Consider the following 15,139-nt stretch of genomic DNA (forward strand, 5'->3'; position numbering starts at 1 on the left):
CGCGCAGCAGCCCCTGGCCGAGCTGCCCGACGACGTGGCCTACCGGTACTGCGTCAACCGGGGCTTCTGGTACGAGAACCGGCACCGGCTCACCGCGGGCCGGTACGCCGGGCGGACCCGGTGTGACGTTGATGGCCGCGCCGCCGCTCTAGACAGCGAGTCGATGATGGTCGGTCGGCCGGCGGGGCGGCCCCGTCTCGCCGAATGTGAAAACGTACCCAACTTCCCTCGCAAACGTTGCGATCGGTCGAAGACGATGGTTGACTGCTGCATCGTGTCAGAACGCGTGAAAACCGATAGGTCGGGAAGTTCGTGAAGCACGACGTAATGACAACGCCGCATCCCAGCAGCCCTGCCCGGGTGACCTGGCGGCAGCGGATGGCTCGCTGGCTGGACCCGACGGTCGCGCAGTGGGCGCTCGCCCGGGAGGAGGCGCCGCCACCGCGGCGACCGTCGTCCACACCGGATCAGGTGGAGAACCTGTGGCCGGCGATCTGCGAGCAGTTCGCGCTGCGCATCCTCGCCTCCGCTTACCAGATGGGCAGTCACCTGGAGGCCGTGGAGGCCGACGAGCAGGATCCGGAGCGGCTCGAGAGGCTCTACCGCATCGACCACGCGAACACCCGTATCCGCCGCCACGCGGAGAACCTGCAGGTCCTGTTGGGTCGACGCGTCGAGGACGCCGACCCGCAGAAGGTCGCGCTGGTGGACGTGATCCGGGCCGCGAGCTCGGCAGTCGAGCACTACCCCCGGATCCGGGTCGGGCACGTGGTGAGCCTCGGGATCGTGGAGTTCGCCGCCGACGACGTGATCCGGGTGCTCACCGAACTGCTGGACAACGCGACCCGCTTCTCACCGCCCACCTCCTCGGTGATCGTCTCCGCGTACGTCACCGAGGCCGGCGGCGTGCTGCTCCGCCTCGAGGACGCCGGCGTCGGCGTCAAGCCCGACCAGCTCGGGGCGCTCAACGCCATGCTCGCCGGCAACGCCTCCGCGCCGGCCGCGGCCAACCCCGCGGCGCACCTGGGCCTCGTCGTCGTCTCGTATCTCGCCCGCGCCCACCAGCTACGGGTCAGCCTCACCAACCGGCCCTCGGGCGGCACCACCGCGACCGTGCTGGTTCCCGGGGCGCTGCTGTGCGAAATGACGCCCGCGACCCGACCGGGACCGGCCGCCTCCCCACCCTTCGACGCGCAGCGGCCGGGGTCGCCGACCGATCGGCCGCCGGCGCAGGACGGCACCCGTCCGACAGCGGCGCAGGCGCCGGCCGACCGCGGCGCGCAGTCGCCCGCGTCGCGCCTGACGCTCGTGCACGGCCAGCCGACCGGCGACAGCCGTGGCCCTGCCGCACGGCAGCCGGCCGCCGGGGGCCTTCCCCGACGCGTACGCGCGAGCGTGCGCGCGGACGGGCAGCTCGGCGGCGGAAGCCGGCCGCCGGGGCCCGAAGCGCCACCGCGACGGGCGTCCCCGTCGGACCGCGACAGCTGGCCGGACGAGACGGCGGCCTTCGCGGCCGGAATCGCCGACGCGCAGGCACCCACGAGCACGCAACCCCGAGGACATCTGCCATGACCTACCCGAACAGCGGCGGCGGGCCGCAGGCCGGCCTTCCAGGCCATCAGGACTTCGCGTGGCTGGTGAGCCAGTTCGCCGACGAGGTGCCCGGCGTCACCCATGCGTTGATCGTGTCCCTCGACGGTCTGCAGCTCGCGGCCTCCCGCGGGATCTCCCGGGACCTGGGTGACCAGCTCGCCGCGTTGACCGCGGGACTGCTCAGCATGGCCGACCGCAGCGCCGACCTGCTCGACCTCGGCGCGTCGGAGTACCTGACGGTCCGGCTGCCGCGCGGGCACCTGATGTTCATGCGGGTCGGCGAGTCGGCGGGGCTGACCGTGGCCGCCGCCGCGGGCTGCGACCTACGGGTCGTCTCCTACCACATGGCGCAGTTCGTGGGGGCCGTCGGGCACGTGCTCACCCCGCAGATCCGCAACGAGCTGCACCGCCTCACCGCCAGCCAGCCACCCCGCTAGTGTCCGCAGCCAAGGGAGCGAACGTGCCCACCACGTACTGGAAGGTGCGGCCCTACGTCTTGACCGGCGGGCGCACCCGCACCCGGCAACCCCTGCTGGTGCACACCCTGGTGTCGGTGCCGTACTACGACGCCGTCTTCGCCTCCGGTCTGCTGCCGGAGGCGCGCACGCTCTACGAGCAGGCCAGGAACATGCGGTCCGTCGCCGAACTCTCGGCGGTGTGCGGCACGTCGTTGGGCGTGACCCGCGTGGTCATCGACGACCTCGCCGCCACGGACCGGCTGCGGATCCACGCCGACCCCTACACCTCCCCGTTTGACGACCGCCTCCTGGAGAGACTGCGCGATGGCCTTCGCCAGCTTGCCTGACAGCCCCCTGGTGACCTCCGCGAAGATCGTCATCGCCGGCGGGTTCGGGGTCGGCAAGACGACCTGCGTCCAGTCCATCTCGGAGATCCCCCCGATCAACACCGAGGCGTGGATGACGGCGGCGAGCGAGACGGTGGACCGACTGGACCCGGGGATCGACAAGACGACCACCACCGTGGCAATGGACTTCGGCCGGCTGACGATCGGCCCGGACCTGGTGCTCTATCTGTTCGGCACGCCCGGCCAGCCACGGTTCTGGCCGATGTGGGACGACCTCTGCCGGGGAGCGGTCGGCGCGCTGGTCCTGGCCGACACGCGGAACCTGGAGGCGTCGTTCCCGGCGGTGAACTACTTCGAGCAGGACAGCGACGTGCCGTTCGTGGTCTGCGTCAACCTGTTCGACGGCGCGCTGGCGCACCGTCTGGAGGACGTCCGAGAGGCCCTCACGCTCTCCGCCGAGATCCCGCTGATCACCTGCGACGCGCGCGAACCCTCGTCGGTCGCCAGGGCGCTGTTGGCGGTCGTCGAACACACCATGACGCGCACCACCGGCCCGGTCCCGGGCGCGCTGGCGGTCCGGTAGCTCACATACCTGGAGGCATCACATGCGCAGAGTTCTTATCGTGGGAGCGGGCCAGTCCGGGCTGCAGCTCGGCCTGAGCCTGCTCGCCGAAGGGTACGACGTCACCATCATGTCGGCCCGTACGCCTGATGAGATCCGGCGTGGCTGGGTGATGAGCACCCAGGCCATGTTCGCGGCGGCCCTGGACACCGAACGCCAGTACGGGCTGAACCTGTGGCAGGAGCAGTCGCCGCGCATCGAAGGGCTGCACGTGTCCCTGTCGGCCCCGCCCGGCCAACGCGCGCTGCGCATCCCCTGCCCCTTGGACCGCTACGCGCAGAGCACCGACCAGCGGCTGAAGATGGCCGCCTGGCTGGAGCTGTTCGAGCAGCGCGGCGGCACCGTCCACTACCAGGGCGTGACGACCGCGGACCTGGACGGGCTGACCCGGCTCGGCCGCTACGACCTGACCATCGTCGCGGCCGGCAAGGGCGACCTGGTGGGCGTCTTCGACCGGGACCCGCAACGGTCGGTGTACACCGCGCCCCAGCGAGGGCTCGCCGTCGCCTACGTGCACGGCATGACGCCGGACCCGCTGTGGCCGGTGCCGCACGTCAGTTTCAACGCGGTGCCGGGACTGGGGGAGCTGTTCGTCATCCCGGGGCTGACCCTGTCCGGGCCATGCGAGATCCTCTTCTGGGAGGCGGTGCCCGACGGCCCGCTCGACCTGTGGAAGGAGCGGCTCGATCCGGCGGAGCATCTCAAGCTGACCCTCGAGCTGGTGCGGCAGTACACGCCCTGGATCCACGAGCGGTGCGCCGACGTCGAGCTGACGGACGGGCGGGCCACCCTGTCGGGCCGGTACACCCCGACCGTGCGCCGCCCGGTGGCGGAGCTGCCCTCGGGTGGCCTCGTGCTGGGCATGGCGGACGTCGTGGTCGCCAACGATCCGATCACCGGCCAGGGCAGCAACACCGCGGCGAAGTGCGCCTCCTCGTACCTCGGGTCCATCCTGGAACGGGGTGACCGGCCCTTCGACGGGCAGTGGATGACCCAGACCTTCGAACGGTTCTGGGCGGGCGCCGGGCAGGCGGTCACCGCCTGGACCAACGCGATGCTCCAGCCGCTGCCGCCGCACGTGCAACAGATCCTGGGTGCGGCGTCCACCAATCCGACGATCGCCCGTCGCTTCGCCAACGGATTCTCCGACCCGAACGACTTCCAGGACTGGTTCATGACGCCCGACGCCGCGGAGCGCTACCTGGCGCTCCTCGCCACCAGCTGAGCCGGGCGCCTCTCGACAGCCACCCCGGTCGGCACGGGGCTTGCGGGCCGACGGCGGATCACGGCGCCGGCGTCGGGCCCGCGACCTCGGCGGCCGGGATCGGCACGTCGGTGCTCAGGCCGTCGAGGAAGGCCCGGGCGTCGAGGTCGAGAGCCAGGTCCTGGTCGCCCCCGTGGCTGATGCCGTCCAGCCGGTCGACCTCGATCTACCAGGGGGACGGTCCGTCCCGCACGCACGCCGGCGTCGCGCTGGCCGGCAACCCCCTGGCCGGCAACGACCGCCAGTTCGACCTGTGGCGCAGCATCGCCTACGACGGCCAGGTCGAGGCGTCGTCCTGAGCGTCGGCCCCGACGCCGCCCAGGCGGCGTCAGGGCCGACGCTCAGGCGTCCGACGGGGTCGCGCGCGGTCAGGACCGCCGGGCCGTGGCGCCGCTGAAGGCGGCCTGCACCATGCCGGCGTACCCGACGTGGCCGGCCCGGTTGGGGTGGTACGACTCGCCGAGCGGGTTCGAGGTGCCGTTGAGCCATTCGACGTCGTCGCTGACGGCATGGCCGGTGAACGGGCCCCGGGCGTCGGCGAAGGTGAAGCCGTGGGCGACCGCTCGGCTCCGGATGGTCGTCGCGAGCAGGTCGGCGGCGGCGTTCAGCTCGGCCTGTTCGCCGGGGGAGATCCTGGCGATGAGGTTGCACTCCTCGCCGTTGAACAGCCTCGGGTAGCCGACCACCGCGACCCGGGCGTTCGGGGCGAGGGTCCGGATCCGGGAGTAGAGCTGGTCCAGCCGCCCCGGCAGGATGTTGCGGATCTGGTTCTCCGCGTCGTCGATCTGGGACCAGCAGGTGGCGGGCCAGGGCAGCGCGCACTGCACGATCACCGACGACCAGCCGATGTCGTTGCCGCCGGCGGTCACCGTGACGTAGGTCGTCGAGGCGTTCAGGCTGCCCAGTTGCCCGTTCAGCACGCCGGAGACCGTCGCGCCGGCGCAGGCCGGGAAGGTGAGGGTGGCGCCGAGCCGGGCGGCGCCCAGGACCGGGTAGGAGTGCCGGGAGCGTTGGCACGAGCCGCTGTCGGAGTAGTACTCCCGGGTGCCGGTGCCCGAGGCGTACGAGTCGCCGAGCGCGGTGTAGGTGGAGGCGGCGGCGTGGGCGGGTGCGGCGGCGAGGCCGACGGTGAGCGCGGTGACCATGGGCAGGGCGACCGCGGCGAGGGCGGCTGTCGCACGGCGAGAGAACGACACGGGCACTCCTGACATCGAAAGTGATGGATATCAGGTTGGCAGAAGGCCGCGCCGTGCGGAAGTGGTCGGCTGACTGTCCCTCCGGGCTCCGTTCCGCCCCGGCGAATTCGGTCGCCCCGGGCGTTGGTGTCAGGAGCCCCTGCTGACTTCGCGGGCGGGGCCGCCGGCCGACCGGCGACCCCGCCCGACGGTGGCCGCGCAGGCGCTCGGCTGGCTATGCCCCCTCGGCGCGCTGACGGCCGGGCAGTCGCAGCAGGCCCGCGGACGTGGGGCGGAACCCGCACCGCTCGAGGTAGAACGGCTCCAGGTGCGCCTCGAAGTCGACGTGCAGCCACTCGCAGCCCGCAGCCGCAGCGTCGTCGGCCGCAGCCCGGACCAGGCCCGCGCCGATCCCCCTGTGCTGCCACCCGGGGTCCACCGCCGTGTCGAGCAGGAAGGCGTGCGCCCCGCCGTCCCAGCAGACCTGGACGAAGCCCACCAGGCGGCCGACGTCGAAGGCGCCGACCCACGTCAGCGCGTGCCGCTCCAGCCGCTCGCCCCACGGCGTCACCTGCCCAACAGCGCCACCGAAGGCCCGGGCGTGGAGGGCGCTGAGCTCCAGGTCGTCGACGGGGAAGCGCGACACCAGCTCGATTCCGCCCGCCGTCCACACGCGACCTGTCGGGTGCATGGTGGGACCATAGCAACAGGTCGCCTGGGGACGTGGGCGGCCGACGCCGGGGTTCCGGGGTCCTGCGCCCCGCGTCGCCGCGTCGGTCCGTGGCCAGCGCGCCAGGCGAGGTTGGCTGCCAGGAGACACCGAAGCGGTCGTCGGTCCAGCCGAACCTGCGGCTGAAACCGTGGTTGCCCAGGGGCATGTGCACCGTGCCGCCCTCGGGCAGCGTCGCGTGGCGGCGGTCGACCTCCTCCTCGGCGACGCCGTCGGGCGTCAGCGGGCCGCGGGTGGCGCGGGCGCGGCGGAGCCGGCCTCGGCGAGCGCGGTCAGGAGGACGTCGAGCAGCGGCCCGTCGGGGTGGTCGATCCAGTGCTGGATGGCGACGCGCAGGGAGGCCAGGAAGGTCGCCGTCAGGACGCGGGCCCGCAGTGCCCGGTCGGGGCCGGTCAGCCGCTGGGCGATGTCGTCGGCGAGTTCGCGCTCGATGGTGGTGTAGGCCGCGATCTGGTGCGCGACGAGGCCCGGGTGGCCGCGTAGCTGTCGGCGGCGGACCAGCCAGGAGGGCGGCGCGTTGCCGTACGCCTCGACGGCGAGGCGTTCGGCGGCCCCGCTCAGCGCGGCCCACGGCGGCGCGTCGGTCGGCTGCCGGCGGACCAGCTCCAGCAGCCGGCGCAGCCGTACGGCGTCGCCGTGGAAGACGGCCTCCTCCTTGCTGGAGAAGTAGTTGGAGAACGTCCGGCGGGAGACGTTCGCGGCGTCGGCGATGGCCTCCACGGTCACCCGGTCGAGCCCGTACTCGGTGGCGAGGCGCAGGGCCGCCTCGTGCAGGGCGAGGCGGGTGGCCGCCTTCTTGCGCTCGCGCAGCCCGGTGGTCTCCTCCATGGGCGACAGCCTACGGGGCGGTGACTCAGTTCTCATCGCGCAAACTTGCACATTGAGCAAGATCGGCAGATGCTTGTGTGCGGCAACCATCTGCGGCAGGGGAGGGCGGCGTGGAGACTGTCGGCCGCGAGCTCGGTACGAGGCTGTCCGAGCTGATCAGGAGCGTACGGCTGATCAAACGGCACCGGGCCGACGTCCGGCCGGCCGTGCCGGTCGGCCTCGCCGGCCTGCTCATGCAGATCGAGAAGCTGCCCGCCGACTGTCACGCCCGCGAGCTGGCTGCCCGCAGCGGGCTGGACCCGTCGACCGTCAGCCGCGCCGTCGCCTCGCTCGTCAGCCACGGCCTGGTCGAGCGGCGGGCCGACCCCGCCGACAAGCGGGCCAGCCTGCTGACCGTAACCCCGGCCGGGCGGGCCGCCCTGACCGACACCTACGACTGGTACGGCCGGATCCTCGACACCGCGCTCGCCGACTGGACCCCCGCGGAGGTGGCGGCTCTCGCCGCCGCGCTCGGCCGGTTCACCCGCGACATCGAGACCGCCCTCGGACACCACGACAACCTGGAGGCCGCGCGATGAGCGCACCCACCACCACGGCCGGCGACGCGCCGATGACACACCGGCAGACGCTGGAGGCCCTCAGCGGCCTGCTGCTGGTGCTGTTCGTCGCGATGCTCAGCGGCACCGTCGTCTCGACGGCGCTGCCGAACATCATCGGCGCGTTGAACGGGTCGCAGACCCAGTACACCTGGGTGGTCACGGCCACCCTGCTCACCGCGACAGCGACCACCCCGATCTGGGGCAAGCTCGCCGACCTGTTCAACAAGAAGCTCCTGGTCCAGGTCGCCATCGCCGTCTTCCTGGTCGGCTCGGTGATCGCGGGGTTCGCCCAGACGGCCGAGCAGCTCATCGCCGCCCGCGCGTTCCAGGGCATCGGCGTCGGCGGCCTCCAGGCCCTCGTCCAGGTGGCCATCGCGGCGATGATCCCGCCCCGGGAGCGTGGCCGGTACAACGGCTACCTCGGCGGCGTCATGGCGGTGGCGACGGTCGGTGGCCCGCTGCTGGGCGGGCTCATCGTCGACACGTCCTGGCTCGGCTGGCGCTGGTGCTTCTTCGTCGGCGTCCCCGTCGCCGCCATCGCGCTCGTCCTCCTGCACTTCACCCTGCGCCTGCCGACGGTCCGTCGCGAGAACGTGAAGATCGACTACCTGGGCGCGACCCTGATCGCCGCCGGCGTCAGCGTGCTGCTCATCTGGATCTCCTTCGTGGACGACTCGTTCGCCTGGGCCTCCTGGCAGACCGCCGCCATGGTGGGCGGTTCGGTCGCGCTGCTCGCCCTGGCCGTCCGGGTGGAGTCCCGGGCTGACGAGCCGGTCGTCCCGCTCGATCTCGTCCGTCAGCGGACCACCGCCCTGGCCATCCTGGGCAGCCTGGCGGTCGGCATGGCGATGTTCGGCGGCGCCGTCTTCCTCGGCCAGTACTTCCAGATCGGACGCGGCTACAGCCCGACGGAGGCCGGGCTGCTCACCATCCCGATGATGGCCGGCGTCCTCATCTCGTCGATCGTCGCCGGCCGGCTGATCACCAGGACCGGGAAGATCAAGCCGTACATCGTGTTCGGCGCGGTCGTGCTCGTCATCGGCTTCGCCCTGCTCGGCACCATCGACCACGAGACCTCGCTGGTGCTGGTCGGCACGGCCATGTTCATCGTCGGTGTCGGGGTCGGCATGACGATGCAGAACCTCGTCCTCGCCGTGCAGAACACCGTCTCGCTCAGGGACATCGGCGCGGCCAGCTCCACCGTAGCGTTCTTCCGGTCGCTCGGCGGCACCATCGGCGTCTCGGTGCTCGGCGCGGTCCTCGCCCGGCAGGTCACCGACCAGATCACCGCCGATCTCTCGGCGGCCGGCATCCCCGCCTCCGGCAGCGCGGGAGCCGGCAGCCTGAACCTCGACGCCATGCCCGGCGCGGTGCAGCAGATCGTCCGCGCGGCGTACGGGGACGCCACCGGCCACATCTTCCTCATCTCCGCCGCGATCGCCGTCGTCGGCGTCATCGCCGCGGTCCTGCTGAAGCCGGTCGGCCTGCGCAGCAGCCTGGATCTGCCCGACCCCGCCAGGTCGACGGCCGTGGCCGCCGACGCCGTCGACGGCGCTCCGGCCTTCGACCAGGTGAGCGTGGACGCCGCCGGGCGGGCGGCGCCGGCGCGCCGCTGACGCCGGCCCCGCTGTCGTCAGGCTTCCGGATCGTGCGTCAGGCCCCGGCCGCCCTCGACGGCCCGGACGCGCCGCTTCCGGTGGCCGCTCCTGGTGCCTCCCGGACGCGGCCGGGCGGCACCGGCGGCCCGGCCGGCCGGCCGCGCACCCCGTGTCGTCGTCCCGGGCTCGCCGCGTCGACGAGCGACGAGCGCCGGGCCTCTCGCGTCGACGAGCGAAGACGACGGTGGGGAGGGACGGTGTCCCGTCCCTCCCCACCCGTCGACGGGGCCGTTCAGGACAGGAACTTGTCCAGGGCGGCCTCGATGCTGCCGGAGTCCGGCGCCGCGTACGACTTCATGGTGCTCTTGTTGTACGAGATGAAGCTCGGGCAGCGCGCCGCCGGGGCGGTGACGGTGCCGCCGTCGCCGATCTTCTCGCCGGTCTTCGCGGCGTAGAAGGTCAGCGTGTAGCGCGACGAGATGTAGTCGATGGTGACCTGCTTGCCCGCGCTGTCCTTGTACTGGCACTTCTTCGGCGCGCCCTCGCTGCCCTCCACGAACTTGAGGCAGCCGACCACCGACACCGTCTCGAAGTCGGCGCTCTTGGCGTAGTACGGCTTGTCCGAGGAGACCGACTTCGACGACCAGAAGGTCGGCCGGTCGGGGTTGTTCGAGAACGTGTACGCCTTGGCGCCGGACGGGCCGCTGTAGGGGGCGGCGTTCAGGATCTGGCCACCCTCGCAGACGTTGGACAGGTCGCTGGAGTAGCGGGCGGTCACCGCGTTGTTGCTCGGCTCCTGCGTCTCCTGCTGCCCGGGGGTGGGGGAGGCGTCCGTGCCCGGCGTGCCGGTGGTAGCGGGGTCGGGGCTGGGGCCGCCGGTCGCGATCGTGGCGGGCTCCTCGTCGTCACCGTTGACGAGCACGAGTCCGATGCCGGCGCCGCAGATGGCGAGCACGAGGACCACCGCGCCGGCGACCAGCCCGATGATCAGGCCCTTGTTCGACTTCTTCGGCGGCGGGAAAGGGGCGCCGAACTGCGGCGCCTGCGCTGGCTGCCCGTATCCCGGGTACCCGCCCTGCTGCGGGGCCGGCGGCCCACTCCAGGGGGTGACGTTCGGGTCCGGCTGCTGCCCTCCGTACGGAGGGTAACTGTCGCTCATGTGAAGCCCTTATCGCTGTCGACGTGTGCCCAGGCACGGGATCAACGATCAGGGTAGTGAGGGCCGCAAACCGCGACGGTGGGCGGCGGAACCCGAGGGAGCCGCTGCCCCGCACCGATGGCGCGCCGGGTGACTCTCCGTACGAGTTACGGCTCGGTACGTGTCGACGCCGCCGGTGGTGTGGGAGGTGTGGACGGCGCGGATCTGGGCCGCCGGAAGGGAATTCCGTTGTGCGGTCCCGGGTGCGGGCCGAAGGGAGCGTCGAGGTGGGCATGTGATGAAGGTCACTCAACCTCGGGTCGAGATGTGGGCTACATCGGGGGCTGCGGTGCCGCCGCGGGCCGGGCCGGGCACCCGTCGGCCCGGCCGACGGGCCGCGTCGGCCCGGCCGACGGGTGGCGCGGGTCAGGTGGCCGTGCAGCTCACCGTGCCGGCGGCGGCGCCCCCGGAGGTGCTGCCGAGAAGGCCGAAGGTGGCCTCCGCGCCGGGGGCGAGGGCGCCGTTCCAGTCCACGTTTCGGGCGGTGACCTCGACCCCGCTCTGCGAGAGCTGGGCGTTCCAGGACTGGCTGATCCGCTGGCCCCCGGCGAGCGAAAAGCGGACGGTCCATCCGGAGACCGGCGCGGCGCCGGAGTTGCGTACCGTCACCTCGCTCTGGAAGCCGCCCTGCCACTGGCCCACCACCCGGTAGCTAGCGGTGCAGCCGACGGAGGGACCGGTGGGCGTCGGCGTGGGGCTGCCGGTGGGCGTCGGCGCGACGCCGCCCAGCGCCGCGGTGAGCGCCGGATACCACCGGTCGGCGATCTTCCGGTCGCCGGACGCGTTCTGGTGCACGCCGTCGTAGGTGTCGGTGGCCGTGCTGAACCCGGTCCACTGGTCGACCACCACCACCGGCGAGGCCGGGGTGCTGGCCGCCGCCGCCCAGCCGTCGATCGCGCCGTTGAGGGCCACCACCCGCTGGCCGCACTCCGGGCAGGAGGGTGGGGCCATGGGGATGATCTTCGCGACGAGGATCTGCATCGCCGGGTTGCTGGCCCGCATCTGTTCCACCAGCCTGCCGTACGCGGCGAGGATGGTGGCGGGCGGGATGCCGTTCCACACGTCGTTGGTGCCGAAGTGCATCAGGACGATGTCGGGCCGGGTGGCGGCGAGCCAGCCCGGCAGCAGGTTCTGGTTCGCCACGGCGGTCACCAGGTAGCCGCCGTGTCCCTCGTTGTCGCCGTCGTGCGGCTGGCCGCAGCCCTGGGGGCCGAGCGTGCCGACGAAGTCCACGTCGGTGTGGCCGGTGGACTGGAGGTGGTTCCAGAGCACCGAGCGCCAGCAGCCGGGCGAGCCGGTGATCGAGTCGCCCAGCGGCATGACCCGCACCGGTGCGGTGGCGGCCGCCGGCAGGGCGGGGGAGGGGGCGGTGAGCCCGATGGCGAGAGCGAGGGGGATCGCCGCCAGCGCGGCGGACAGGGCATGGATCAGGGGCCTTCGGAGCATGGTGGAGGAACTCCTGTCACGGGTCGGGGTGCGATGTGTGACGGCCCGGTGCTCCCCCGGCAGTGAACCAGAAAAGTAGACGTATCTCAATGGAACCCGGTCTCACGCAAGGTATTCACGGCCCCTTCTTCTCAACATCGTCCTCATATCGTGAACATCAACAAAATTTACGATCATGAATGTGGCGGCTAAGGTTTGCTCATCGTCCAGACCGCCTGTCGGGTGCGCCACGAGCCACCCGGGGGCCACCACAGTAGGAGGACCGGGAGATGACACTCCCTCGCACTCATCGGCGTACCCTCGCCGCGGCGGCCAGCGTGTTCGCCAGCGCCGCCATGGTCACGACCATGATCGGCGCTCCGGCGGCGGCCTCGGCCACCGGCGAGATCCTCAGCGCCGGTGGCGCGACGGCCGTAGCCGACAGCTACATCGTGGTACTCAAGGACAGCAGCGTCGGCGGCCGCGCCGGCACCCGGCAGGGCGAGGTGAAGAGCACCGCGGGCTCGCTCGCCGCCCGCTTCGGCGGCAGCGTGGGCCACGTCTACGGTGACGCGCTCAACGGCTTCGAGGTGAAGCTGTCGGAGCGGGCCGCCAAGCGCCTCGCCGCGCACCCCGCCGTGGACTACGTCGAGCAGAACCACACCGTGTCGACGACGGCCACCCAGAACAACCCGCCGTGGGGCCTGGACCGCATCGACCAGCGGACCCTCCCGCTCAGCGGCACCTACACCTACAACAGCAGCGGCACCGGCGTGACGGCGTACATCATCGACACCGGCATCCGGACCACCCACGTCGACTTCGCCGGCCAGGCCGTCGACGGCTACGACGCGATCGACAACGCGCTGCCGGCCGCCGACTGCAACGGCCACGGCACGCACGTCGCGGGCACCGTCGGCGGCAACACCTACGGCGTGGCGAAGAACGTCCGGCTGGTGGCCGTGCGGGTGCTGAACTGCCAGGGCAGCGGCACCTGGGCGCAGGTCATCGCCGGCATCAACTGGGTGACCTCCAACCACCAGGCGGGTCAGCCGGCTGTGGCGAACATGAGCCTCGGCGGCTCCACCAACGCGTCGCTGAACACCGCGGTGGCGAACTCGATCGCCGACGGCATCACCTACGCGGTGGCCTCCGGCAACTCGAACGCCAACGCCTGCAACTTCTCGCCGGCCTCCGTGCCGACGGCGCTGACCGTCAACGCCTCGCAGAGCAACGACGCGCGCGCCTCGTTCTCCAACTGGGGCACCTGCACCGACATCTTCGCGCCGGGTGTGGGCGTCCTGTCGGCCTGGTCCACCAGCGACACCGCCACCTCCTCCATCAGCGGCACCTCGATGGCCTCGCCGCACGTCGCGGGCGCGGCCGCCCGGGTGCTCAGCGTCAACCCGAGCTGGACGCCCGCCCAGGTGCACTCGTACCTGGTCACCCAGGCCACGCCGAACGTGATCACCAACCCGGGCACCGGTTCGCCGAACCGCCTGCTCTACCTGGCCCCCACCTTCTGACCGACTCCGTCGGCACGCCGGCCCCGGGACGCCGTCCCGGGGCCGGCGCGCGTCGTGCGCAGGGGTCGATGCGTGTCCATGTTGCAGGGAGGCGGAGGCGCGCCTAGGCTGCCGTCATTGGGAGCGCTCCCGGTCCCCGTGGGCAGGGGGTCTCTGCGAGTCTCCCGCCGTGACGGCCCGTCGCCGGGCCGCGCCGGCGTACCCGTCCGGGCGGACGTGGCGTCCCGCCGCCCCGGGGCTGCCGGCACCCCCACCACCGATCGGAAGCGAAGGCACCCGCATGAAGCTCCTACCGCGCCCGTCCCGGCGCACCCTGCTCATGGCCGGCGCGGTCGGCGCGCTGACCGTCGCGGCCTCGGCCGCCGTCCCGGCCGCCGACGCCCAGGCCGCCACCGGCTGCGCCGTCACCTACACCACCAGCAGCTGGTCCGGTGGCTTCACCGCCAACATCACGATCAAGAACCTGGGCGACGCGGTCGACGGATGGACGCTCGGCTTCACCTTCCCCGACGCCGGGCAGCGGGTCGGCCAGGGCTGGTCGGCCACCTGGAGCCAGACCGGCACCGCCGTCACCGCGCGCAGCGTGAGCTGGAACGGCGCGCTGGCGACCGGCGCGTCGACCAGCGTCGGGTTCAACGGCACCTGGAGCGCCGCCAACCCCGCGCCGACGACGTTCACCCTCAACGGCACGGCCTGCACCGGCGCCGCCACGCCGACCACCCCGCCGCCGGGCGGGCAGACCCCGGTCGCGGTCAACGGCCAGCTGCGCGTGTGCGGGGTCAACCTGTGCAACCAGTACGGCCGGCCGATCCAGCTGCGCGGCATGAGCACCCACGGCATCCAGTGGTTCGCCCGCTGCTACAACGACGCCTCCCTGGACGCGCTGGCCGACGACTGGCGGGCCGACCTGCTGCGGATCGCCATGTACGTCCAGGAGGACGGCTACGAGACCGACCCGGCCGGGTTCACCAACCGGGTCAACACCCTGGTGGACGAGGCCGAGCAGCGCGGCATGTACGCGCTGATCGACTTCCACACCCTGACGCCGGGCGACCCGATGCACAACCTCGACCGGGCCAAGACCTTCTTCGCCGCCGTCTCCGCCCGCAACGCCGCCAAGAAGAACGTCATCTACGAGATCGCCAACGAGCCCAACGGCGTCAGTTGGGCGACCATCAAGAGCTACGCCGAGCAGGTCATCCCGGTGATCCGCGCCAACGACCCGGACGCGGTGGTCGTGGTCGGCACGCGCGGCTGGTCCTCGCTGGGGGTCTCCGACGGCGCCAACGCCAACGAGATCATCGACAGCCCGGTGAACGCGACCAACGTCATGTACACGTTCCACTTCTACGCCGCGTCCCACCGGGACAACTACCGGGCCGAGGTGGAGCGGGCCGCCGCGCGGCTGCCGCTGTTCGTCACCGAGTTCGGCACGGTCGACTACACCGGTGACGGTGGAGTGGACGTCGCCAGCAGCAACGCCTGGCTCGACCTGCTGGACCGCCTGAAGATCAGCTACGCGAACTGGACCTACTCGGACAAGGCCGAGGGCAGCGCGGCGCTGCGGCCGGGCACCTGCGCCGGCAGCACCTACACCGGCCCGGGGGTGCTCACCGAGTCGGGCGCCCTGATGCGGGACCGCATCCGTACGCCGGACAACTTCCCCACCGCCTGACCGACCCGTCCCCGCGAGGCCCCGTCGCATCCGGCGGGGCCTCGCCGTGCGGCGGGGCCTGGCCGTGCGGCGGGCCTCGCCGACCCCCTTCGCCCGCGGAC

At 72.3% G+C, this 15,139-nt stretch carries 15 protein-coding genes; 10 read left to right on the forward strand and 5 right to left on the reverse strand.

Annotation, left to right across the window (positions count from 1 at the left end; translation table 11 throughout):
• The first annotated feature begins 327 nt into the window (after positions 1-327).
• The 6 genes from ACSNN9_RS03960 (at position 328) to ACSNN9_RS03985 (ending at position 4,583) form a co-directional block, all read left to right on the forward strand.
• Positions 328-1,572, forward strand: coding sequence for an ATP-binding protein (locus tag ACSNN9_RS03960; RefSeq protein WP_436671251.1), 1,245 nt, complete (start codon positions 328-330; stop codon positions 1,570-1,572).
• On the forward strand, positions 1,569-2,030 hold the full coding sequence (locus tag ACSNN9_RS03965) for a roadblock/LC7 domain-containing protein (protein ID WP_436671252.1): 462 nt from the start codon (positions 1,569-1,571) through the stop codon (positions 2,028-2,030). The genes ACSNN9_RS03960 and ACSNN9_RS03965 overlap by 4 nt, the downstream gene beginning before the upstream one ends.
• A 23-nt stretch (positions 2,031-2,053) precedes the next feature.
• Entirely contained in the window at positions 2,054-2,398 is a 345-nt protein-coding gene (locus ACSNN9_RS03970; protein WP_357871150.1) for a DUF742 domain-containing protein, read from the forward strand.
• Complete coding sequence (locus ACSNN9_RS03975) at positions 2,376-2,981, forward strand: GTP-binding protein (RefSeq protein WP_436671253.1); 606 nt, start codon at positions 2,376-2,378, stop codon at positions 2,979-2,981. Before ACSNN9_RS03970 ends, ACSNN9_RS03975 begins: the two co-directional genes overlap by 23 nt.
• A 22-nt stretch (positions 2,982-3,003) precedes the next feature.
• A complete protein-coding gene (locus tag ACSNN9_RS03980; protein ID WP_436671254.1) occupies positions 3,004-4,245 on the forward strand; it encodes a styrene monooxygenase/indole monooxygenase family protein in 1,242 nt (413 codons plus the stop codon).
• Between the two features lie 179 nt (positions 4,246-4,424).
• Positions 4,425-4,583, forward strand: a complete 159-nt coding sequence (locus tag ACSNN9_RS03985; protein ID WP_436671255.1) for a hypothetical protein — start codon at positions 4,425-4,427, stop codon at positions 4,581-4,583.
• 69 nt (positions 4,584-4,652) lie between these two features.
• Here ACSNN9_RS03985 and ACSNN9_RS03990 read toward each other — a convergent pair whose 3' ends face one another.
• The 3 genes from ACSNN9_RS03990 to ACSNN9_RS04000 all read right to left on the reverse strand — a co-directional run bounded on the left by ACSNN9_RS03990 (position 4,653) and on the right by ACSNN9_RS04000 (position 7,017).
• Positions 4,653-5,480, reverse strand: a complete 828-nt coding sequence (locus ACSNN9_RS03990; RefSeq protein ID WP_436671256.1) for an SGNH/GDSL hydrolase family protein — start codon at positions 5,478-5,480, stop codon at positions 4,653-4,655.
• 214 nt (positions 5,481-5,694) lie between these two features.
• Positions 5,695-6,150: a GNAT family N-acetyltransferase gene (locus ACSNN9_RS03995; RefSeq protein ID WP_436671257.1), complete on the reverse strand. Its 456-nt coding sequence runs from the start codon at positions 6,148-6,150 to the stop codon at positions 5,695-5,697.
• A 258-nt stretch (positions 6,151-6,408) separates the two neighbouring features.
• Positions 6,409-7,017, reverse strand: coding sequence for a TetR/AcrR family transcriptional regulator (locus ACSNN9_RS04000; RefSeq protein ID WP_436671258.1), 609 nt, complete (start codon positions 7,015-7,017; stop codon positions 6,409-6,411).
• A gap of 110 nt (positions 7,018-7,127) precedes the next feature.
• Here ACSNN9_RS04000 and ACSNN9_RS04005 point away from each other — a divergent pair, with 110 nt between their 5' ends.
• Complete coding sequence (locus tag ACSNN9_RS04005) at positions 7,128-7,595, forward strand: MarR family winged helix-turn-helix transcriptional regulator (RefSeq protein WP_436671259.1); 468 nt, start codon at positions 7,128-7,130, stop codon at positions 7,593-7,595.
• Positions 7,592-9,232 carry an MDR family MFS transporter gene (locus tag ACSNN9_RS04010; protein ID WP_436671260.1) on the forward strand — a complete coding sequence of 547 codons (1,641 nt, stop codon included), beginning with the start codon at positions 7,592-7,594 and terminating at the stop codon, positions 9,230-9,232. The genes ACSNN9_RS04005 and ACSNN9_RS04010 overlap by 4 nt, the downstream gene beginning before the upstream one ends.
• A 274-nt stretch (positions 9,233-9,506) precedes the next feature.
• Here the strand turns inward: ACSNN9_RS04010 and ACSNN9_RS04015 are convergent, their stop codons facing one another.
• Entirely contained in the window at positions 9,507-10,373 is an 867-nt protein-coding gene (locus ACSNN9_RS04015; protein ID WP_436671261.1) for a hypothetical protein, read from the reverse strand.
• 405 nt (positions 10,374-10,778) lie between these two features.
• Positions 10,779-11,858: a cellulose binding domain-containing protein gene (locus tag ACSNN9_RS04020; protein WP_436671262.1), complete on the reverse strand. Its 1,080-nt coding sequence runs from the start codon at positions 11,856-11,858 to the stop codon at positions 10,779-10,781.
• Between the two features lie 269 nt (positions 11,859-12,127).
• On the opposite strand from ACSNN9_RS04020, the gene ACSNN9_RS04025 reads away from it, so the two are divergent.
• Together ACSNN9_RS04025 and ACSNN9_RS04030 are read left to right on the forward strand one after the other, a co-directional pair.
• On the forward strand, positions 12,128-13,363 hold the full coding sequence (locus tag ACSNN9_RS04025; RefSeq protein ID WP_436671263.1) for a S8 family peptidase: 1,236 nt from the start codon (positions 12,128-12,130) through the stop codon (positions 13,361-13,363).
• Positions 13,364-13,643: 280 nt separating this feature from the next.
• Positions 13,644-15,038, forward strand: a complete 1,395-nt coding sequence (locus tag ACSNN9_RS04030) for a cellulase family glycosylhydrolase (protein ID WP_436671264.1) — start codon at positions 13,644-13,646, stop codon at positions 15,036-15,038.
• Positions 15,039-15,139 lie beyond the last annotated feature (101 nt).

The organism is Micromonospora sp. URMC 107 (assembly GCF_051386315.1).
GTDB lineage: Bacteria > Actinomycetota > Actinomycetes > Mycobacteriales > Micromonosporaceae > Micromonospora.

Excerpts from the sequence above, each read along its gene's own strand:
- ACSNN9_RS04010 (WP_436671260.1), top strand. The coding sequence starts at position 7,592 with ATGAGCGCACCCACCACCACGGCCGGCGACGCGCCGATGACACACCGG.
- ACSNN9_RS04000 (WP_436671258.1), bottom strand. The coding sequence starts at position 7,017 with ATGGAGGAGACCACCGGGCTGCGCGAGCGCAAGAAGGCGGCCACCCGC.
- ACSNN9_RS04015 (WP_436671261.1), bottom strand. The coding sequence starts at position 10,373 with ATGAGCGACAGTTACCCTCCGTACGGAGGGCAGCAGCCGGACCCGAAC.
- ACSNN9_RS03980 (WP_436671254.1), top strand. The coding sequence starts at position 3,004 with ATGCGCAGAGTTCTTATCGTGGGAGCGGGCCAGTCCGGGCTGCAGCTC.
- ACSNN9_RS03960 (WP_436671251.1), top strand. The coding sequence starts at position 328 with ATGACAACGCCGCATCCCAGCAGCCCTGCCCGGGTGACCTGGCGGCAG.
- ACSNN9_RS04030 (WP_436671264.1), top strand. The coding sequence starts at position 13,644 with ATGAAGCTCCTACCGCGCCCGTCCCGGCGCACCCTGCTCATGGCCGGC.
- ACSNN9_RS03995 (WP_436671257.1), bottom strand. The coding sequence starts at position 6,150 with ATGCACCCGACAGGTCGCGTGTGGACGGCGGGCGGAATCGAGCTGGTG.
- ACSNN9_RS04020 (WP_436671262.1), bottom strand. The coding sequence starts at position 11,858 with ATGCTCCGAAGGCCCCTGATCCATGCCCTGTCCGCCGCGCTGGCGGCG.
- ACSNN9_RS04025 (WP_436671263.1), top strand. The coding sequence starts at position 12,128 with ATGACACTCCCTCGCACTCATCGGCGTACCCTCGCCGCGGCGGCCAGC.
- ACSNN9_RS03975 (WP_436671253.1), top strand. The coding sequence starts at position 2,376 with ATGGCCTTCGCCAGCTTGCCTGACAGCCCCCTGGTGACCTCCGCGAAG.
- ACSNN9_RS03985 (WP_436671255.1), top strand. The coding sequence starts at position 4,425 with ATGCCGTCCAGCCGGTCGACCTCGATCTACCAGGGGGACGGTCCGTCC.
- ACSNN9_RS03965 (WP_436671252.1), top strand. The coding sequence starts at position 1,569 with ATGACCTACCCGAACAGCGGCGGCGGGCCGCAGGCCGGCCTTCCAGGC.